Origin of the sequence: uncultured Lamprocystis sp. (genome assembly GCF_903933125.1) — a bacterium.
In the GTDB taxonomy this organism is placed as follows: domain Bacteria; phylum Pseudomonadota; class Gammaproteobacteria; order Chromatiales; family Chromatiaceae; genus Thiodictyon.
Genome location: NZ_CAIZIZ010000395.1, coordinates 37,065 through 57,194 on the forward strand (window position 1 = coordinate 37,065; position 20,130 = coordinate 57,194).

Here is a 20,130-nt window from a genome sequence, read left to right on the forward strand (position 1 = left end):
GCGCGACGCCCTAAAACGGGGCGTCCTGCACCAAAAAGGTCCAGCTTGGTGCGTCAATGGCAGCAGTCTGCCCTGTTGCCGATCCGAACGTCGGACCGCACCCGAAAGCAGACGGTCAGAATCCCCGCCCAGCGGCCGGAAAACAGACTCTTGCCGGTACCATCCGGGATTGCCTTCCTGTCAAACCGGCATCATCGGCACCGACACCTACCGACACTTTAGGTTCCTTGCTACGATCCGGTTTTATAAGACATGGCCCGATAAATGCAGCATATCGCACGCCTGCCGACTTTCCCCAAACGACAACCCTGAGCGATGTTCCTGGCTCGTGCAACGGACAGGGGCCCGCCGGACGGGTCCAGCATGCAGCGCTGCCGCTGGCCTGTTACGCTCCGCTGCTGGGGGATGCGGCAGTCGGCAAATCGAAACGACGCGACGCTACCCATACGGCGTGCCCATTTTTCAGCACTGGAGAGAAATCCATGGCAGATGTCTTGAAGATGATCAAAGAACATGAAGTGAAGTTCGTCGATCTTCGCTTTACGGACACACAGGGAAAGGAACAGCATGTGTCGATGCCTGTATCCCAGATCGACGAGGATATGTTCAAGGATGGAAAAATGTTCGACGGGTCGTCGATCGCCGGCTGGAAGGGCATCGAAGAATCGGACATGGTCCTGATGCCGGAGGCGGCGACAGCGGTGATGGACCCGTTCTCCGATGAGAATACGCTGATCATTCGTTGCGATATCCTCGAGCCGAACACGATGCAGGGCTACGAGCGCGATCCGCGATCGGTCGCCAAGCGTGCTGAGGCTTATCTCAAGTCCACCGGCATCGCTGACGTCGCCTTTTTTGGCCCGGAACTCGAATTCTTTGTGTTCGATGACGTCCGGTGGGGCTCGGACATGAGTGGCTGTTTCTATAAGGTCGACTCTGACGAGGCCGAGTGGAACTCCGAGCGCGTTTTCGAAGACGGCAATATGGGCCACCGGCCTGGCGTCAAGGGCGGCTACTTCCCGGTTCCGCCGGTCGACTCGCTCAACGATCTGCGTGCCGCGATGTGTCTTGCCATCGAGGAAATGGGCGTCCCCGTGGAGGTTCATCATCACGAAGTTGCTACCGCTGGGCAGTGCGAAATCGGGACCAAGTTTGCTCCGCTGGTCGAGCGCGCGGACTGGACGCAGATCCAGAAATACGCTGTCTGGAACGTGGCTCACGCCTACGGCAAGACGGCGACCTTCATGCCGAAGCCAATGGTTGGCGACAACGGCACCGGGATGCACGTCCATCAGTCACTTGCGAAAGACGGCGTGAATCTGTTCTCCGGAGACAAGTATGGTGGTCTTTCCGAGACCGCGCTTTACTACATCGGGGGTATCATCAAGCACGCGCGGGCACTGAATGCCTTCACGAATGCGTCGACGAATTCCTACAAGCGTTTGGTCCCGGGTTTTGAAGCGCCGGTGATGCTTGCGTACTCGGCGCGCAACCGTTCCGCGTCAATTCGTATCCCGTTCGTGTCCAGCCCTAAGGGGCGTCGGATCGAAGTGCGCTTCCCGGATTGTACCGGCAACCCCTATCTCTCCTTCTCTGCGATGATGCTCGCCGGCCTCGATGGGATCATGAACAAGATCCATCCAGGCGATCCGATGGACAAGGATCTGTATGACTTGCCTCCCGAAGAGGAAAAGGCGATCCCGACCGTCTGCCATGCCCTGGACATGGCGCTGACCGCGCTTGATCAGGATCGGGAGTTCCTGACGACGAGCGGTGTGTTCACGGATGATCTGATCGACGCTTACATCGGCCTCAAGATGAAGGAAGTCACCCGCCTGCGGATGACGACGCATCCGGTCGAGTTCGATCTTTACTACAGCCTCTGATCCGAAGGCTTTTGATCAGCAACGACCTAAGGCGAAAGCCGGGGAATCCTGTATCAGATCGCGAAGGATGTGCGTCCGCAGTGAAGCGCGCCGATAGGAACATAGCTGGGCTATGCGACTGTCGGCGCGGTGCGGCAGGCGGGCGCGAAGACCAGCGGGGTGGTACAGGATTCGACAGAAATCGCCAAAAGGCATCAATGCCGTGTTGAGTCGTCGCAAAGACTCGTCTATGCTTGGGGGTATGTTCAGGGTTACACACATCATCCTGCTCTCCGCTTTCCTCCTCCCGATTTCCCCAGTGGCGTTCGGGAAGGTTTTCAAGTGGGTCGATTCCGAAGGGCGTACCCAGTTCTCTGACCGTCCACAACCGGACGCGCAAGCAATCGACCTGAAAGGTGCCGGTGCTTCGGATAGCACCGGTGAATCAGCAAGCGTTGACGGCGCAGCGTCTCAATCCGTGCTTGGTCCCTACACGGCGTTCGAAGTCGTTTCTCCCGAACCAAATCAAACCTTACGTCTGGCACAGCAAAACTTGCCCGTCAGTTTGATTATCGACCCCCCGCTAATGCCTGGGCATCAGCTCAATCTCGTGATGGACAGTGTCCCTATTGCTGTCGATCAGGCCTCCGCAACGCAAATGAGCCTGACGGACGTGCCTTGGGGAAGCCATCAGGTTTTCGCCGAGATACACGATTCCAAGGGCGATACTATTGCCCGGACCACTCCGGTGAGGTTTCACTTACGCAAGCCTCTTCCCCCTGGCGTACTCCCCTAAACCGATCCCACTGCTTCGCACCGTTCGTAGATCGCCCTTCATCGAGACTGTCACGATCTTTGATCGCTTCAGACTAATTGGCGAGGTTCTTGCATCTGTTTTCCCAATCGCCCGTTCCAGGGTTTCCAGGGACGCTCTCTTCGTGAACAGCTGCGCAACTGCGTGGGCGGTTGTCTTCGCTGGGCTCTCGTTTGGTTTTTCTCGGTTACCGGCGTGTGTCATGGATTCTTATCGGCATTCAGCATGAGCATAAATCGCGTTACCCCTTCTCCACTTGAACAAACGGTCGTCGATCATTTGAGTACGGCGGTGATGCTTTTTGGTGCCGATTTGTGCCTCAAGTATCTGAATCCGGCTGCGGAAATGCTTTTTCAGTTCAGTGCGCGCCATGTGGTTGGCCTCCACGCCGGTAATGTCCTTCCCTGTCCTGGGACCCAAGTGGAGCGGCGTCTTCGCGATGCCCTGACCTCGCGCCATCCCTTTACGGAACGCGAACTGAACGTTGTTCTCCTGGACGGGCGCACCATTACGGTGAACTGCACCGTGCTTCCATTGCATCATTTTGATGCAGAGCCGGAAATCCTCGTTGAACTTCATCAGGTCGACCGACAACTCAGGATCACCCGTGAGGAGCACCTGCTGTCTCAGCATCAAGCGACGCAGGCGCTGATCAAGGGTCTGGCCCATGAGATAAAGAATCCGCTTGGCGGACTTCGCGGCGCGGCTCAACTGTTGGAGCGGGAACTGCCTGATCCAGGATTACGCGAATACACGCGCATCATTATTGATGAGGCCGATCGGTTACAGGCGCTGATGAACAGGATGATCGGTTCCAATCGGATGCCGACCCGTGCGAAGGTCAATATCCATACGGTATTGGAACATGTGCGTGGTTTGATCAGTGCCGAGTTCCCCTCCGGTCCGCAGGTGCGTCGGGATTATGATCCGAGCCTGCCCGAACTCAGCGCGGATCAGGATCGGCTGATACAGGCCTTCCTGAATATTGCCCGTAACGCTGCTGCCGCGACCGGCGCCCACGGTCTCGTCAAGCTTCGTACCCGCGTGTTACGCCAGTTCACTATTGGGAGCAGGCGCCATCGACTCGTGCTGCTGACCGAGATCAGCGATAACGGGCCGGGAATTCCCGAGGAGATCAAGGACCAGATCTTTTTCCCGATGGTCTCCGGGCATCCGGGGGGAAGTGGCCTCGGACTCCCGATCGCCCAGGATCTCATCAATCAGCATGGGGGATTGATCGAATGTGAGAGTCGTCCAGGCGACACCCACTTCTATGTCTATTTACCGCTGGAGCCAGAACATGCCTAGAGAACCCCGGGTTTGGGTGATCGACGACGACCGATCCATTCGCTGGGTGCTGGAGCGTGCCCTGCGCAAGGCCGAGATGCATGTGACCTGCTTCTCCAACGGCGTCGGCATCATGGAAGCCTTGGAGCGGGAACAGCCGGACGTCATTCTCTCTGATATCCGGATGCCCGGGATCGACGGGCTGGACCTGTTGCGGCAGGTGACTTCTCGCTATCCGGGTTTGCCGGTCATCATCATGACCGCCCATTCCGACCTGGACAGCGCTGTTTCAGCGTTTCACGGGGGCGCATTCGAGTATCTGCCCAAGCCGTTCGATATCGACGAGGCGGTCAGCCAGGTCGGGCGGGCCTGTCGCCGCGTGCGTTCTGATGTCCCGGAAGAGACGGTGGTTCTGCATGGGCCTGACATCATCGGTGAGGCACCGGCGATGCAGGAGGTGTTTCGCGCGATCGGCCGATTGGCGCGCTCGAACATTACCGTGCTGATCAATGGTGAATCAGGGACCGGTAAAGAGCTGGTGGCGCACGCACTGCATCGCCATAGTCCACGCAGCGATCGGCCCTTTATTGCGCTCAATATGGCCGCGATCCCGCGCGACTTGTTGGAGTCCGAACTCTTCGGGCACGAGCGCGGTGCTTTCACCGGGGCACAGGCCAGACGCGAGGGTCGGTTCGAGCAGGCTGATCGTGGGACGCTCTTTCTAGACGAAATCGGTGATATGCCGGCCGAGCTTCAGACCCGACTGCTGCGTGTTCTGTCCGATGGTGAGTTCTACCGGGTCGGCGGGGTCGCGCCGATACGGGTCGACGTGCGGATCATCGCGGCGACCCACCAGAATCTGGAAGACCTGGTGCGGCAGGGGCGATTCCGCGAGGACCTGTTCCACCGCCTCAACGTCATCCGCATCCAGCTTCCCGCCTTGCGCGATCGCCGTGAGGACATCCCGCTGCTCATGCGGCATTTCTTGGTTCAAGCCGCTCGCGAACTGGGCTGTGACTCGAAAATCCTGCTGCCGACCGCGATTGAACAACTCAAGCGGCTCGATTGGCCGGGAAATGTGCGTCAACTCGAGAATACCGCGCGCTGGCTGACGGTGATGGCATCGAGCAAAGAGGTTCACGCGGAGGATCTGCCGCCCGAGTTGAACACCGTAAGTACCGAGGTTGGTCGCGATGAGCCTTGGGAGATGGTCTTTCGACGCTGGGCGCGGCAAAGTCTCAAACGCGGGCAAGGTGCACTCTTGGATCAGGCGTTGCCGGCATTCGAGACGATTCTGATCCAAACAGCGCTTGAGCACACCGGCGGACGGCGGCAGGATGCGGCGCGACTGTTGGGTTGGGGCCGTAATACACTCACGCGCAAAATCAAGGAACTCCAACTCGACTTGGGGCGTGATCCGGAAGAGGCGTGAGCCGCGGGGCTCACGGATCTGCTCGGAGACCCTCGTGATCATTGATACACTACAGCATTCAACAGGCCGCATGGGTTTCGATGGACAGCAGCTACATTGAACTGAAGGGCTCGGAAATCGAGCTGATTGAATCAACATCGTCCACGGTACGTATCGCCTTTCCGTGTGCCCTGATCATCAAAAACATGACGGGCTCGAAAGAGCGGACCCGTTGGAGTCAGGCTGGTGTGCTGGTGCTGGAAGATGTCAGCAATCCGCCTGATTGGAATGCGGGTTCAGTGGTCTGTGCCGGCGGTGACATCGACGACAACGTTTACACTTATCGGGATATGATTCCGATCCCTTTTTCAAGCAGGGGCCTGATTCGTTGTGCGCTGCGATTGGAAGGAGCGTCAACCACCTTGTTGGTCGAGGCACGTTCCGCGCGGTTGGAAATGGAGGGGGTTCCGAAATACCTCGATCACCTGAGGTAGTCATCGCATCAGTCATCCCAGGGCGCTCAGGCCGCGGAGATCAACCCCCGGCGACTCGATTGAACGAACCGCACAATTTGTTCCGTCTCCGGGCTGCTGTGCTCGGTTTCTGCGCGAGCCAATGCCTCCATAAGGCGCAGATTCGAGCGGAACAGCAGATGAAAGACCGCCTTTATCCGACTGCGTTGCTCCTGACTGAAACCGCCGCGGCGCAACCCCACGACATTGAGTCCGACGATGCGTGCCCGATGACCATCGGCCAACGCGAAGGGCGGACAATCCTGAGGTAATCCGCTCACCCCGGCAATCATGGCATAAGCGCCGATCCGGCAGAACTGATGCACTGCCACCTGGCCGGAGAGGAAGCAATGGTGTTCGACTTCAACATGACCGGCCAAGGTCGCGGTGTTGGCGAAAATGTTGTGGTCCCCGACGACACAATCGTGACCAGCGTGTGAATACGCCATCCAGTAGTTATGGCTGCCGATGCGGGTGCCTTCCTCGCTCTTGGTCCCACAACTGATATTGACGCCTTCCTTGAAACAGTTATGGTCACCGATAATCAGTGGTCGCGCGTGGGCCGGGTCGAATGCCAAGTCCTGGGCATCGGCGCCGAGCGTGGCGCCGTGACATACGCGGTTGAATGCGCCCATTCGGGTCGGGCTGAAGATACGGGCGCAACTGTCGATACGGCAACCCTCGCCGATCACCGCTCCGGCCTCAATGATCGAATAGGGGCCGACGCTCACTGATTCATGGACCTGAGCGCCGGCCTCGATGATGGCGGTGGGGTGTATCTTCACTGTCCTAATGTCTGAAGTGCCGCATTCCGGTGAACACCATGGCCATTCCATGCTGGTCTGCCGCGGCAATGACCTCGTCGTCACGCATCGATCCGCCGGGCTGGATGACAGCAGTGATTCCGGCCGCAGCGGCCTGGTCGATCCCGTCGCGGAAAGGGAAGAAAGCGTCTGATGCCATGACCGATCCGGCAACTGCCAGACCGGCCAATTCCGCCTTGATCACCGCGATGCGGGCTGAATTCACCCGGCTCATCTGTCCGGCACCGATGCCGATGGTCATGCCGTCGCGGCCGTAGATGATGGCATTTGACTTGACGTACTTGGCCACCCGCCAGGTGAAGATCAGGTCCTGCTCTTCCTGCGGGGTCGGCGCGCGTTGTGTCACGGTGCGCAGGGCGTCAATCAGGTGCAGGTCTGCTTCCTGGACCAGCAGGCCGCCATTGACGCGTTTGAAGTCGAGTCGTGGGACCACCTCGGTGCTCCATTCACCGCACTCCAGGAGTCGGACGTTTTTCTTGGCGGCGACCGCGGCGGAGGCGGATGCCGAGATGCGCGGAGCAACGATCACTTCGACAAACTGGCGCTCGCAAATCGCGCGGGCCGTTTCACCATCCAGTTCCCGGTTGAAGGCGATGATGCCGCCGAACGCGGACTCCGGGTCGGTCGCATAGGCCCGATCATAGGCTTCCATCAGGTTGGCGCCGACGGCGACACCACAGGGGTTGGCGTGTTTGACGATGACGCAGGCGGGCGCCTCATTGAACTGCTTGATGCACTCAATGGCCGCATCCGTGTCGGCGATGTTGTTGAATGAGAGTTCCTTTCCCTGGATCTGACGCGCGGTGGAGACGGATGCCTCAGCCAGATCGCGGCCGACATAGAAGGCCGCCTGCTGATGCGGATTCTCGCCATAGCGCATGGCCTGGCGCTTGTGGAATTGAAGATTGATGGTGCGCGGAAAGCCTTCGGCCTTGCCCTCGGGGTGTTCGATCACCGTGCCGAGATAGTTGGCGATGGCCCGATCGTAGCCGGCAGTGTGCTCGAAGACCTTCACTGCCAGGTCGAAGCGCGTGGCCTCACTGACGCCGCCGGATTCGGCGAGTTCGGTCAATATCCGCGGATAGTCCGCGGCGTCTACCACCACGGTCACCGCGGCGTGATTCTTGGCGGCGCCGCGCAGCAGGGTCGGTCCGCCGATGTCGATGTTCTCGATCGCGCTCGCCAGGTCGCAGCCGGGTTTGGCAACCGTTGCTTCGAATGGATAGAGGTTCACCACGACCAGATCGATGGGCGGAATCGCGTGTTCGAGCATGACCGCGTCATCGATCCCGCGACGCCCCAGGATGCCGCCGTGCAACCGCGGGTGCAGCGTCTTGACGCGCCCACCCATCATCTCCGGGAAGCCGGTGTAGTCTGAGACCTCGACGACCGGTATCGCCTGCTCGCTCAGCAGCGCGGCGGTGCCGCCGGTGGATAGAATCTCGACCCCGCGGGCGGCCAAGCCGCGGGCCAGGTCGATGACACCGGTCTTATCCGAAACACTGATCAGGGCGCGTCTTATGGGTTGCATCAATTCATTTCCACAGGGTCAGAGTAGGGTCTGACGTAAGGTGCAGGGAAGGCTCGGTTCGCGGTGCTGGGGGTTGCCTGGTCCGCGCGTGTGAATTAGCAGGCCTTGGGCGGGCGCGCCTCAGCGTCCCGCAAGGCCATACTCGGTCAGGCGCTTGCGCAGTGTGCTGCGGGTCAGGCCGAGCATCCGGGCGGCCTGGGTCAGGTTGCCATTGGCGTGACGCACGATCGTCTCGAACAGCGGGCGCTCGACCTCCACAATGACCAGGCGATAGAGATCGCTGACCGCGTGCCCATCCATGTTCCGCAGATAGGTTTCCAGGGCATCCGCAACGCACTTCGCCAACGGGTCAGTGCCATCGGCCTGGATCACCCGCAAATGATGGGCCGCCGGAGCAGACTCGTCATCCTTAATCGCCGTCGTCATGCCGCCACGTCCTCTCTTCCTGAATCTTGGTTGAAGAAGGCGAGAACCTGCGATACCTGGTCTCGCGTTGAGTTTGCGCGATTGATGCCGACCCGGAAGACGGCCGCGCCGGGCAGTCCGCGACAATACCAGGCGATATGCTTACGCGCGATCCGCACTCCGGCATAGGTTCCATAGAACTGATAAAGCCCGTCCAGATGCTCGATCAGGAGGTCTCTGATCCAGTCCGGCGCAGGCGCGTCGGGTATGACGCCAGTTGCCAGGAAGGCGGCGATATCGCGGAAGATCCAGGGGCGTCCCTGGGCTGCGCGTCCGATCATGATAGCATCGCAACCGGTGGAGTCCAGTACCCGGAGTGCGGCCTGTGGTGAGTCGATATCGCCGTTGGCGATCAACGAAATGTCAACTTGTGCACGGATCGCCTGGATGGTCTCGTGCTCGGCCGGTGTACCATAGCTGCAGGCACGGGTCCGGCCGTGCACGGTGAGTGCCGCGATGCCCGACTCGCGGGCGATGTGGGCAATCGTGACCGCATTGCGTTGTTCCGGCGACCAGCCGGTGCGGATCTTGAGCGTGACCGGGGCCGCGACCGCCTGCACCACTGCCGTGAGGATGCGCCCAACCAGCGCCTCGTCGCGCAGCAATGCGGATCCCGCCGCCACCCGGCACACTTTTTTGGCCGGGCAGCCCATGTTGATGTCGATGATCTGTGCGCCCAGGTCTTGGTGAAAGCGGGCGGCCTCACCCATGGCGTGAGGGTCGGTGCCGACGATCTGTACCGAAATGGGTCCGATCTCGCCCGCGAAATCCAGGCGCTTCAAGGATTTCGTCGATCCACGCAGCCGAATATCGGACGACACCATCTCGGAGACCGCAAGCCCGGCCCCGAACCGGCGGCACAGGACCCGGTAGGGTCGGTCGCTGACCCCCGCCATCGGGGCCAGGACCAGGTTGTTGGGAAGCCGGTAGGGTCCGATCATGAACGGCCGCAAGGGTGCCGGGCGGAGTGCCTTGGTCATAGAGACTCAACCTGCTCGATGCGCGCTGCTCCCCGCCGCTGTCCGTCGTGAGTGATCAGGTGCATGGGTGCCGGGTCGCGCACTTGCGTCCGGTGATGAGCGCCCAGCCTTCACGGACCCGGACCGGCGTAAATTCGACGCACGCGCTGTAGGCCGCGGTTACGCCCGGCACCTGCTCCTCCAGCACCCCGGAGAGCACCAGATCGCCGCCCGCGCGCAGACGCTCCATCAGCAACGGGGCGAGCTCAATCAAGGGTCCGGCCAGGATGTTCGCGATCACCACATCGACCGGCGGGCCGGTCAGGACGGTCGCCAGTTCGGCGGGTAGACAGACACTCAGGCCGGCAGTGACCGTATTGGCGGCGGCGTTCGACAGCGTCGCCTCGATGGCTTGCGGGTCGTGATCAACCGCGATCACCCGTGCGGCGCCGAGTTTGAGTGCGGCAATCGCCAGGATCCCGGAGCCGCAGCCATAATCGAGGACAGTCTTGCCGACCAGATCGTCCCCGTCGAGCCACTCCAGGCACAGGGCCGTGGTGGGGTGATGCCCAGTCCCGAAGGCAAGTCCCGGGTCCAGGTCAACCACGATCGCATCGGGCGACCCGGCCGGTTGTCCCTGCGGGCAGACCCAGAGTCGCCGACCGAAGCGGGTGGGCTTGAAGTCATCGAGCCAGACCCGCTCCCAGGGACGGTCGGCGACGATTTCGATCCGGGGTGAGGTCAGGCTCTGCGGCGCCAGGCCGTCAGCGATGCGCTGTACGTCGCACCCATCCTCAAACAGCGCGACCAGCCGCACCGCCTGCCACAGGGGCATGGCACCAGGCGGCGGTTCGAGTTGGGGATCGTCGCCGGCATCGCCCAAGGTCACGGCAAGGGCACCCGCGTTTTCCAGCGCGGCCTCGAACAGCGCCGCGCGGCCCTGCTCGACGGTAAAAGTGATTTGCAGCCAGGGCATGTGATTACCTAAGGGGCGGGTGGGCAGCGGACCCGAACGGGGTCAGGCGTGAGCGACAGCGCGTCGCGCTGTCGCCAGTCATAACCCCAGCTTTTTCTCCAGGTAATGGATGTTGGCCCCGCCGGCCTGGAAGGCCGCATCCCGGAGGATGGAGCGCTGGAGTTTGATGTTGGTGTCGATTCCCTCAATGACTGTTTCGCGCAGGGCATTGCACATGCGGGCAATGGCGCACTGGCGATCTTCCCCGTGAGCGATCAGTTTGCCGATCATGGAATCATAGTGGGGCGGAACCGTATAGCCGGAGTAGATATGGGTGTCCAGGCGAATACCGGGTCCACCGGGCGCGTGGAATTCCGTGATCTTTCCTGGGCTGGGCCGGAAGGTCTCCGAGTGCTCGGCATTGATGCGGCACTCCACCGCGTGGCCCCGGATGACGATATCTTCCTGGCGGTAATGCAGTGGCTCCCCGGCGGCGACTCGGATTTGTTCCCGTACGATATCGACCCCCGTGACGACCTCGGTGACGGGGTGTTCCACCTGTACACGCGTGTTCATCTCGATGAAGTAGAAGCGCCCGTCTTCGTACAGAAATTCGAAAGTGCCGGCGCCGCGGTAACCGATATCCCGACAGGCCTGAGCACAGCGCTCGCCGATCTCGCGGCGTTGGGTCTCGGTAATCCCGGGGGCGGGGGCTTCTTCCACCACTTTCTGATGACGGCGCTGCATGGAGCAATCGCGTTCGCCCAGATAAATGGCGTGGCCGTGCTGATCCGCCAGCAGCTGAAACTCGATATGGCGGGGATTCTCCAGGTACTTTTCCAGATAGACAGTCTCATTATTGAAGGCCGCTCCGGCCTCCGCCCGCGTCAACGAGATGGCATTGAGCAGCGTCGCCTCCGAATTCACCACCCGCATGCCGCGACCGCCGCCGCCGCCGGCCGCCTTGATGATGATCGGGTAGCCAATGTTGCGGGCCAAATCCAGGGTGCGCTTCTTGTCCTCGTCGTCGATCGGACCGTCCGAGCCGGGGACGCAGGGCACCCCGGCTGCCTTCATGGCGGCGATGGCCGAGACTTTGTCGCCCATCAAGCGAATGGTTTCCGGACGCGGGCCGATGAAAATGAACCCCGAACGCTCGACCCGCTCGGCGAAGTCCGCGTTTTCGGACAGGAAACCGTAGCCCGGGTGAATTGCGACCGTGTCGGTCACTTCGGCGGCGCTGATGATCGCCGGGACATTGAGGTAACTGTCGCGCGAAGCGGCGGGTCCGATACACACGGTCTCATCGGCTAAGAGCACGTGCTTGAGGTCCCGGTCCGCCTCGGAGTGCACCGCGACGGTGCGGATGCCGAGTTCACGGCAGGCGCGCAGGATCCGGAGCGCGATCTCACCCCGGTTGGCGATTAGGATCTTTTCGATCATGGCGGGCATGCGGGGGTAGCCTCTGGGCGATGGCCGCTGGCTGCGGCAAGACACGCGGAATCCGTGGCCGCTGTGCGCGGCCGTCGGCGGAGGACGCGGGGAGGGCTCATTCGATAATGAACAACGGCTGGTTATATTCGACCGGCTGTCCATTTTCCACGAGAATGCGACGCACGGTTCCGGCTTGTTCGCACTCGATCTGGTTGAGGATCTTCATCGCCTCGATGATGCACAGCGTATCCCCGGCCTTGACCTTCTGACCCTCTTCGACGAAGGGTCCGGAGCCTGGGGTGGACGCGCGGTAGAAGGTTCCGACCATGGGCGAGCGGACGACCTCTCCCGCCAGGCCGTCGAGCAATTCATCGCCGGGTTTTGGTGGCCCGGCCGCTGCGGTCGGCGCGGCGGTCAGCTGCATGGGCATGGTCTGCGGCGTCATGAAGGACGCCACGCCGCCATGCCGGCTGATGCGCACGGACTCCTCGCCTTCGTGGATCTCGATCTCGGATACATTGGATTGTTCCAAGAGCTCGATCAGTTTCTTGACCTTACGGATGTCCATGCTCAGTGGTTCTCGGTGGAATTAACTTGGGCCAGCCGGTTCAGAGCAGCGCTCAATGCCAGTTCGTATCCCAATGCACCGAGCCCGCTGATGACTCCCGCCGCGATGTCCGAAAAATAGGAGTGGCGGCGAAATGCCTCACGGGCGTGCACGTTCGAGAGGTGCACCTCGATGAAGGGGATGGCAACGGCGAGTAGTGCGTCGCGTAGGGCAATGCTGGTATGAGTGAAGGCAGCCGGGTTGAAGATGATGAAGCGCACGCCCTCACGCGCGGCAGCGTGGATCATCTCGATCAGCACGTGTTCCGCATTGCTTTGGGCAAAGGCCAGAGTATGGCCCTGCTCCATTGCCTGGTCGTGCAGGCGCCGCTCGATTTCGCCCAGGCTCGCCTGACCGTAGTGGCCCGGTTCACGGCTGCCCAGGAGGTTCAGATTGGGTCCATTAAGGACCAGGATGCTTGCCATGTCGCGTGTCTGGCCCTTATCAGGGTCGGGGTTAGGATGGGGCCGCCGCGGGAGTTTGGCGGCGGCCGCGAGGCCGTCAGGGCGCCGTGACGGGTACGACGCGCTCTGGCGGGGATTCGCCGCGAATTGTCCGGATTTCGCGCGATCATGTCCAGTTATGCGGGGCCGTCGGGAGTGGCCGGCGGCGCCTGGACCGGGGTATCGCCCAGCAGCCGGTCCAGCTGGGTTTGCAATTGCGCGGCGCTGACCTCGCCGATCCGGCTGAAGACGCGCTGACCGCGCCGATTGAAGATGACCGTGAAGGGCATCCCCTGGAGCCTGTTCCCGAGGCGCCGCGAGATCTCGACCGCCTCCGGGTTACCGATCAGGACCGGATAGTTCACCGGATATTTCGCGATGAATTGCCTGACGTCCGCCACCCGATCAATGGCGATTCCGACGATCTGGACCCCACGATCACCCAGCGCCTGCTGCGTCTGGATGAGGAGGGGCATCTCACGCACACAGGGCGGGCACCAGCTCGCCCAGTAGTTGATGACCAACACCTTCCCGGCCCAGGCGGTGCTCGCCACCTCGCGTCCCCCGAGATCCGGCAGTTTGAAGTCGGGCAAGCCATGCAAGAGCGCAGCACCCCCCATCGTACTTTGGTCAGCCGGACCTTCGCGTGCCAGCCAGCGCTCGCCGAAAAGGGCGGTGCCCACGCTGATCCCTGCCGCCAACAGGGTGACTCCGACCACCTTGAACGCGTTCATGGTGCGATCCGCCGCAGGTGGGCGGCAAAGGCGTCCGCTGGTTTGAACCCGACCAGACGCAGCCCCGGCGTCTCGGTACCGGCGGAATCGAAGAACAGGATGGCCGGAGGGCCGGGGAGTTTGAAGCGGCCCTGCATCAGTGCCTGGTCGGCGGCGTCATTGGCGGTCACATCCGCCTGGAGCAGCACAAACCGGCCAAGCTCTTGGATCACCGTCGGGTCGCTGAAGGTGTAACGCTCCATCTCTTTGCAGGACACGCACCAGTCGGCGTAGAAGTCGAGCATCACTGGTTTACCGGCAGTGGTTGCAGCCGCGAGTTCCCGATCCAGGTCTGCCGTGGTTTTGATCCGCTTGAACTGCGCATGGGGCAGGGCACTGCCGGCCCCGCCGCCGACCAGCAGACCGCGCAATGGCTGAACGGTGTCTTTGCCGCCCGCCGCGGCGCCGACGAGCATCAAAGCGCCGTAGATCAGCAACCCGACGCCCAGTCCCTTCCATAACCGGGTCCAGCCGCTCGCCTCGGCGGGGATCTGATTGAGCGCCCCCAGGTAAACCGCGGAGCAGATCAGGAGCAGCCCCCAGAGCAGCAGCGCCACAGCCGCGGGCAGGATCCGCTCCAGCATGGTCAGGGCCACCGCCAGCAGGGCGACTCCGAACACCGCTTTGACCGCATCCATCCAGGCGCCGGCGCGGGGCAGCAGCTTGCCGGCCGAGGTGCCGATGGCGACCAGGGGTGCGCCCATCCCCAGGCTCAGCGCGAAGAGCGCAACCCCGCCCAGCACCGCGTCGCCGGTCTGACTGATATAAATCAGTGCGCCAAACAGCGGCGGGGCGACACAGGGTCCGACGATCAGGGCTGAGAGCAGGCCCATGATGGCCACGCCGATCAGGGTGCCGCCCGCCTGTTTGTTGCTGACCTCCGCCAGCCTGGATTGAAGGCTCGACGGCAGTTGCAGGTCATAGAACCCGAACATCGAGAGCGCCAGCAACACAAAGATCAGGGCGAAGGCCGAGAGTATCCACGGATTCTGAAAGGCCGCCTGAAGGTTGGCGCCGAACAGCCCGGCCAGCACCCCGGCGACGGTATAGGTCAGCGCCATCGCCAGAACGTAGACCAGGGACAGGGTGAAGGCCCGACGGGTGGTGATACCGGGGCCGACGCCCGCGATAATCCCGGAGAGGATGGGGATCATCGGGAAGACGCAGGGGGTGAACGCGAGCAAGAGGCCGAAGCCAAAGAACAGGGCGATGACCGTCCACAGGTTGCGCTCGGCCAGCACGGACGCGATGCGGTCCTGCTCAGCGACCGGTTCCGGCGCACTGACTGACCGGTCGGTCGCCGGTGGCGCGCTGACCGACGGGTCTTGGGCCTGTTGCTGCCCGGCGGCAGCGACCTGAGCGGCCGGCGGCAGGGCGAGCGTGACCCGCTGGGTCTGTGGCGGATAGCAAATGCCGCGCTCGGCGCAGCCCTGGTACTTGGCGACCACGGTGACCGCGCTCTCTGCCGGACCATGGCGTAATAACGGCAGGGCGAGTGCAACCCGATCATGGTAGACCGCGACATCGCCGGTGCTGCCGTCCGGCAGGATCGTGTTGCGCTTGATCTCGCCGGGGGGGAGTTGGAAAGCGCCCAGGGAGACGTCGGTCGCGCCGTCCAGGGCAATCTCTACTTTCTCCCGATAGAGATAGGTCCCGGGGGCGATGTCCCAGGTCAGGTCGATCCGCTCCGGGGCGCCCAGCTCGGCCTGGAAGACGAATGCCTGTTCAGCCGTCAGGAGATCGTCGTCGATTCCAGGTCCCACTTGCGACACCAGGCTTTGCGCGATGCCTGAGATTGGCCCGCCGGGGCGATGGCCGGTGAGCGGCGCCGGCGCGACGTCCGGCACGGCGGCGGCGACGCGCAGCGGGGCGGCTTCCGCGGCGGTCTGGGGCAAGCGCACCACGAGCGTTTGCCGCTGCGGGGGATAACAGAGCCCCGCGTCCGCGCAACCCTGGGAGGTCGCCTCGATCGTCAGCGCGTCGGTGTTTGTCCGCCGGGTGACCGGGATGCGGACCTCCACCTGGCCCCGGTAGACCTCGACCTCGCCGAAAAACGCGTCTTGTTTGCGTTGCGCCGTCGGCAGTTCCGGGTCGCCGAGTTCCACGTCTGGGAAGGGCGATGTGAATCGGAATTTGCTTTTGTAGAGATAGTAGCCGTCGGCGATGGTCCAGCGTGCCCGCACCGCGGCGGCGCCGTCCGCCGTGGCGGTGACCTGGAAGGCTTGCTCCGGCAGCAGGAATTCCTCATCGACCGCCATGGACGCGGCGGTACCAAAGACCAGAAGCACAAGCACCACCGCCTGGATCCAACGGTCGGCAGGCTGGAACCCGCGGCTCAGTCGTCTGTTTGCGTGCATGTCGTCATCCAGGTCAGGTAGTCGGGCAGTCCGTCGGTGATGGGCAGGGCAATGATCTCCGGCAGCTCGTAGGGGTGCAATCCGCGCAACGTCTCGCTCAGCGCGGGGACGCGCGCCGCCACCGTCTTGATCAGCAACAGGACCTCGGCCTCCCGCTGGACCTCACCCTGCCAGCGATAGATCGAGGTGAGGCCCGGCAGCAGGTTCACACAGGCGGCCAGCCGGTCGCCGACCAGCCGCTCGGCGATACGGGCGGCGGTCTCCTGATCCGGGCAGGTGCAGAATACCAGTCGGCAGTCGGTGTCGGTGGTCATGAATCACTCGGTCGGGCAGGTGGCGGACCGGCGGTTGGCGCGGTGCCGACGGCGGATGTGGGATGATACGGTGTCCGCGCGTGTTTGGCTGCTACTTGAACGCGTAGCCCTGGCACAGACCTTAAGCGTTGGCCGGACATCGGATACCACTCCGCGGCGAACCGCCGCAACCCACCCAGAGAACTTCACCGTGCCTCTCCTTCTGCTGCTTCTGTTTATTGGCCTGCCCCTGATCGAGGTCTACTTTCTGATCAAGGTCGGCTCGGTCATCGGCGCCTTCCCGACGATCGCCGTGGCCATCCTCACCGCCATCCTCGGGACCTGGCTGGTGCGTCACCAGGGTTTCGGCGTGCTGATGCGGGTCCGGGACAGCATGGCGCGCGATCAGATTCCGGCGCTGGAACTCCTGGACGGCGCCTTGATCCTGGTGGCCGGCCTGCTCCTGCTGCTGCCCGGCTTTCTCACCGACCTCGTCGGGTTTCTGCTTCTGGTCCCGCCGCTGCGTCGCCGGCTGATTCGCCGGTATATCCACATCGTCCCGGTCCCGACCGCGGGCCCGGATCGCGGGCCGCGGGTTATCGAGGGGCGGTGGCGGCGCGAAGACTGAGCACCGCTTAAACCTTGACACTCGTCGTTTAGGCCCTACTATTAGCACTCGCTTCTGATGAGTGCTAACAATCCCGGCCGCGACCAGCGCCGCGCACGCACTCCCCTCCGCCAACACCCTTCAAGGAGACACCACATGAACATTCGTCCCCTGCACGATCGCGTCGTCGTCCGCCGTATGGAAGAGGAGCGCACCACCGCGGGCGGCATCGTCATCCCCGATTCCGCCACCGAAAAGCCGATCCAGGGCGAAGTGATCGCTGTCGGCCACGGCAAGATTCTGGACAACGGCGAGACCCGTCCGCTGGACCTGAAGGTCGGCGACCGTGTCCTGTTCGGCAAGTATTCCGGCACCGAGGTCAAACTCGACGGCAAAGATTTCCTGGTGATGCGCGAAGACGACATCATGGGCGTGGTCGAGGTCTGATCGGCCCGCCGTCCCGTCCGCATTTCCACCTGACAACAAATTTCGATCGAGATAGATTCCTATGAGCGCAAAAGACGTTAAGTTCGGCGGCGAAGCCCGCGCCCGGATGATGGAAGGCGTGAACATCCTGGCCGACGCGGTCAAGGTCACCCTGGGTCCCAAGGGCCGGAACGTGGTACTCGAGAAGTCCTACGGCGCCCCGACCGTCACCAAGGACGGCGTGTCCGTGGCCAAGGAGATCGAGCTCAAGGACAAGTTCCAGAACATGGGCGCCCAGATGGTGAAGGAAGTCGCTTCCCACACCTCCGATGTCGCGGGTGACGGCACCACCACCGCCACCGTCCTGGCCCAGGCGATGGTCCGCGAAGGCCTCAAGGCCGTTGCCGCCGGCATGAACCCGATGGATCTGAAGCGCGGCATCGAGCAGGCCGTCACGGCGGCCACTGAGCAGCTCAAGCTGATGTCCAAGCCCTGCACCGAGACCAAGGCGATCGCCCAGGTCGGCACCATCTCCGCCAACTCCGATGACTCCATCGGCGAGATCATCGCGCAGGCAATGGAAAAGGTCGGCAAGGAAGGCGTCATCACCGTTGAGGAAGGCACGTCCCTGCATAACGAGCTGGACGTGGTCGAGGGCATGCAGTTCGATCGCGGCTACCTCTCGCCCTACTTCATCAACACCCAGCAGAGCCAGAGCGTCGAGCTCGAAGCGCCCTTCATCCTGCTGCACGACAAGAAGATCTCCAACATCCGCGACCTGCTCCCCGTACTGGAAGCCGTCGCCAAGTCCGGCAAGCCGCTGTTGATCGTCGCCGAAGATGTTGAGGGCGAAGCCCTGGCCACCCTGGTGGTCAACACCATCCGCGGCATCATCAAGGTATGCGCGGTCAAGGCCCCCGGCTTTGGTGACCGTCGCAAGGCCATGCTCCAGGACATCGCGGTGCTGACCGGCGCCACGGTTATCTCCGAAGAGATCGGGCTGTCGCTGGAGAAGGCCACGCTGAACGATCTGGGCACCGCCAAGAAGGTCCAGGTCACCAAGGAAGAGACCACCCTGATCGACGGCGCCGGCTCCGAGGCCGACATCAAGTCCCGTTGCGAGCAGATCCGCGCCCAGGTCGAGGAAACCTCCTCCGACTACGACAAGGAGAAGCTCCAGGAGCGGCTGGCCAAGCTGGCCGGCGGTGTGGCCCTGATCAAGGTCGGTGCCGCCACCGAAATGGAAATGAAGGAAAAGAAGGCGCGCGTCGAAGATGCCCTGCACGCCACCCGTGCGGCAGTCGAGGAAGGCATCGTCCCCGGCGGCGGCGTGGCCCTGATTCGTGCGCTGATGGCCATCAAGAACACCATCAAGGGCAACAACCACGACCAGGACGTCGGCATCGCCATCGGCTGCCGTTCAATGGAAGAGCCACTGCGTCAGATCGTCGCCAATGCCGGCGCCGAGCCGTCCGTGGTGCTGCAGAAGGTCGCCGAGGGGACCGGCAATTACGGCTACAATGCCGCCAACGGCGAATACGGCGACATGGTCGAAATGGGCATCCTGGACCCGACCAAGGTCACCCGTTCGGCGCTGCAGAACGCCGCGTCCGTGGCCGGTCTGATGATCACCACCGAGGCCATGGTCGCTGAAGAGCCGAAGGGCGACGCCGGCGGCGGCATGCCGGGCGGCGGCGGAATGGGTGGCATGGGCGGCATGGACATGATGTAAGCCGCAAGGCTTCACCGGTTTGGTGAGAAAAAGCCCCGCTTTGGCGGGGCTTTTTTATGGGTGTCTGACGATACCGCCTCCACGCGCGTTCTTGTCCTGCCGCATACCATGCGTTGTTGGCTGCGGACGATTCCTGACTCGCACGTTATTGCTGCCTGCTATGATTCAATTCACATCATCCGCCCCGAGCAGCCTCGCCTGGCCTCAGGCACCCGTTTCCTTGGTCACCATCAACCGAACGTCAACCCATGCCGAGCGCCGACCAACTTAAGGCCCTGCTAAAGTCCCACGCGGAGGGGGACGAGGAGCGCTTCTACTCGATCGCGATGCAGGTTGCCGCCCACGAGGCGCGAGCCGGACACGGCAAACTCGCCACCGAGTTACGGTCCTTGATCGACGACGGCCTTGATCATAAATCCGGCCAAGACCCAGTCTAAGGCTTGGTTAATCACCTGCGGGGGAGTGGCAGGACCCCCGAAATTGCGTACCCTTGGCAGTGCAAACCAACCGAGGGGAACGGAACATGATCGAAGGTCCTGCCGGGCTCGACTGTAGCGCAGACACGGGGGTCGATGCCATCGGGCGCGACGCGGCGGACGGCCCGCGGGTAGTCGTGAAGCACCGCTCGCGCCTGGAGCGGGCGCAACAGCGGGAGGCCGCCAAAGTACGCTTGGCGCAGGGGCAACCCCAACGGCACGTCGCCGCGGACAGCAATTCCGAATTTGGGCGACATCGCGCTGCCCTAAGGTGGATGCGGCGCGCGCGACCTCCGTGCCGGGGTCCTGACACCGAGCGGCGCGCCTTATCCACCCTACAGCGGAGCAGGTTCTGTAGG

The 20,130-nt window shown here is 62.6% G+C and carries 20 protein-coding genes and 1 pseudogene; 10 read left to right on the top strand and 11 right to left on the bottom strand.

Annotated features, from left to right (window positions below):
* Positions 1 to 482: 482 nt before the first annotated feature.
* From glnA to QZY03_RS20990, 5 genes are all read left to right on the top strand, one after another.
* Positions 483 to 1,886 (top strand): glutamate--ammonia ligase, encoded by a 1,404-nt coding sequence (gene glnA / locus QZY03_RS20970; protein ID WP_295584252.1) that lies wholly within the window; start codon positions 483 to 485, stop codon positions 1,884 to 1,886.
* A gap of 229 nt (positions 1,887 to 2,115) precedes the next feature.
* Positions 2,116 to 2,661 (top strand): DUF4124 domain-containing protein, encoded by a 546-nt coding sequence (locus tag QZY03_RS20975; protein WP_295584254.1) that lies wholly within the window; start codon positions 2,116 to 2,118, stop codon positions 2,659 to 2,661.
* Between the two features lie 243 nt (positions 2,662 to 2,904).
* Positions 2,905 to 3,987 carry a nitrogen regulation protein NR(II) gene (gene glnL / locus QZY03_RS20980; protein WP_295584256.1) on the top strand — a complete coding sequence of 361 codons (1,083 nt, stop codon included), beginning with the start codon at positions 2,905 to 2,907 and terminating at the stop codon, positions 3,985 to 3,987.
* Positions 3,980 to 5,398, top strand: coding sequence for a nitrogen regulation protein NR(I) (ntrC, locus tag QZY03_RS20985; protein ID WP_295584258.1), 1,419 nt, complete (start codon positions 3,980 to 3,982; stop codon positions 5,396 to 5,398). Before glnL ends, ntrC begins: the two co-directional genes overlap by 8 nt.
* A gap of 80 nt (positions 5,399 to 5,478) precedes the next feature.
* Complete coding sequence (locus QZY03_RS20990; RefSeq protein WP_295584260.1) at positions 5,479 to 5,871, top strand: hypothetical protein; 393 nt, start codon at positions 5,479 to 5,481, stop codon at positions 5,869 to 5,871.
* Positions 5,872 to 5,897: 26 nt separating this feature from the next.
* Here the strand turns inward: QZY03_RS20990 and lpxA are convergent, their stop codons facing one another.
* From lpxA to cutA, 11 genes are all read right to left on the bottom strand, one after another.
* On the bottom strand, positions 5,898 to 6,674 hold the full coding sequence (lpxA, locus tag QZY03_RS20995; RefSeq protein ID WP_295584262.1) for an acyl-ACP--UDP-N-acetylglucosamine O-acyltransferase: 777 nt from the start codon (positions 6,672 to 6,674) through the stop codon (positions 5,898 to 5,900).
* Between the two features lie 4 nt (positions 6,675 to 6,678).
* Complete coding sequence (gene purH / locus QZY03_RS21000) at positions 6,679 to 8,244, bottom strand: bifunctional phosphoribosylaminoimidazolecarboxamide formyltransferase/IMP cyclohydrolase (RefSeq protein ID WP_295584264.1); 1,566 nt, start codon at positions 8,242 to 8,244, stop codon at positions 6,679 to 6,681.
* A gap of 120 nt (positions 8,245 to 8,364) precedes the next feature.
* On the bottom strand, positions 8,365 to 8,670 hold the full coding sequence (locus tag QZY03_RS21005) for a helix-turn-helix domain-containing protein (protein WP_295584266.1): 306 nt from the start codon (positions 8,668 to 8,670) through the stop codon (positions 8,365 to 8,367).
* Entirely contained in the window at positions 8,667 to 9,689 is a 1,023-nt protein-coding gene (dusB, locus tag QZY03_RS21010; protein WP_295584268.1) for a tRNA dihydrouridine synthase DusB, read from the bottom strand. Before dusB ends, QZY03_RS21005 begins: the two co-directional genes overlap by 4 nt.
* Positions 9,690 to 9,744: 55 nt before the next feature.
* Positions 9,745 to 10,644: a 50S ribosomal protein L11 methyltransferase gene (gene prmA, locus QZY03_RS21015; RefSeq protein ID WP_295584270.1), complete on the bottom strand. Its 900-nt coding sequence runs from the start codon at positions 10,642 to 10,644 to the stop codon at positions 9,745 to 9,747.
* Positions 10,645 to 10,722: 78 nt separating this feature from the next.
* Positions 10,723 to 12,066 (bottom strand): acetyl-CoA carboxylase biotin carboxylase subunit, encoded by a 1,344-nt coding sequence (gene accC, locus QZY03_RS21020; RefSeq protein WP_295584294.1) that lies wholly within the window; start codon positions 12,064 to 12,066, stop codon positions 10,723 to 10,725.
* Positions 12,067 to 12,172: 106 nt separating this feature from the next.
* Positions 12,173 to 12,625 carry an acetyl-CoA carboxylase biotin carboxyl carrier protein gene (accB, locus tag QZY03_RS21025; RefSeq protein ID WP_295584272.1) on the bottom strand — a complete coding sequence of 151 codons (453 nt, stop codon included), beginning with the start codon at positions 12,623 to 12,625 and terminating at the stop codon, positions 12,173 to 12,175.
* Positions 12,626 to 12,627: 2 nt separating this feature from the next.
* On the bottom strand, positions 12,628 to 13,089 hold the full coding sequence (aroQ, locus tag QZY03_RS21030; RefSeq protein WP_295584274.1) for a type II 3-dehydroquinate dehydratase: 462 nt from the start codon (positions 13,087 to 13,089) through the stop codon (positions 12,628 to 12,630).
* 155 nt (positions 13,090 to 13,244) lie between these two features.
* Positions 13,245 to 13,841 carry a TlpA disulfide reductase family protein gene (locus tag QZY03_RS21035; protein ID WP_295584276.1) on the bottom strand — a complete coding sequence of 199 codons (597 nt, stop codon included), beginning with the start codon at positions 13,839 to 13,841 and terminating at the stop codon, positions 13,245 to 13,247.
* Positions 13,838 to 16,138, bottom strand: a complete 2,301-nt coding sequence (locus tag QZY03_RS21040) for a protein-disulfide reductase DsbD (protein ID WP_363168718.1) — start codon at positions 16,136 to 16,138, stop codon at positions 13,838 to 13,840. The genes QZY03_RS21035 and QZY03_RS21040 overlap by 4 nt, the downstream gene beginning before the upstream one ends.
* Positions 16,139 to 16,215: 77 nt before the next feature.
* Positions 16,216 to 16,551 (bottom strand): divalent-cation tolerance protein CutA, encoded by a 336-nt coding sequence (cutA, locus tag QZY03_RS21045; protein WP_295584281.1) that lies wholly within the window; start codon positions 16,549 to 16,551, stop codon positions 16,216 to 16,218.
* A gap of 190 nt (positions 16,552 to 16,741) precedes the next feature.
* On the opposite strand from cutA, the gene QZY03_RS21050 reads away from it, so the two are divergent.
* From QZY03_RS21050 to QZY03_RS21070, 5 genes and pseudogenes are all read left to right on the top strand, one after another.
* Positions 16,742 to 17,158 carry an FxsA family protein gene (locus QZY03_RS21050; protein ID WP_295584283.1) on the top strand — a complete coding sequence of 139 codons (417 nt, stop codon included), beginning with the start codon at positions 16,742 to 16,744 and terminating at the stop codon, positions 17,156 to 17,158.
* Between the two features lie 135 nt (positions 17,159 to 17,293).
* Entirely contained in the window at positions 17,294 to 17,584 is a 291-nt protein-coding gene (groES, locus tag QZY03_RS21055) for a co-chaperone GroES (protein ID WP_295584285.1), read from the top strand.
* A 61-nt stretch (positions 17,585 to 17,645) separates the two neighbouring features.
* Positions 17,646 to 19,295, top strand: a complete 1,650-nt coding sequence (gene groL, locus QZY03_RS21060; RefSeq protein ID WP_295584287.1) for a chaperonin GroEL — start codon at positions 17,646 to 17,648, stop codon at positions 19,293 to 19,295.
* 248 nt (positions 19,296 to 19,543) lie between these two features.
* On the top strand, positions 19,544 to 19,732 hold the full coding sequence (locus tag QZY03_RS21065; RefSeq protein ID WP_295584288.1) for a hypothetical protein: 189 nt from the start codon (positions 19,544 to 19,546) through the stop codon (positions 19,730 to 19,732).
* Positions 19,733 to 19,818: 86 nt separating this feature from the next.
* A pseudogene (locus QZY03_RS21070) lies at positions 19,819 to 20,130 on the top strand (hypothetical protein); the annotation flags it as partial.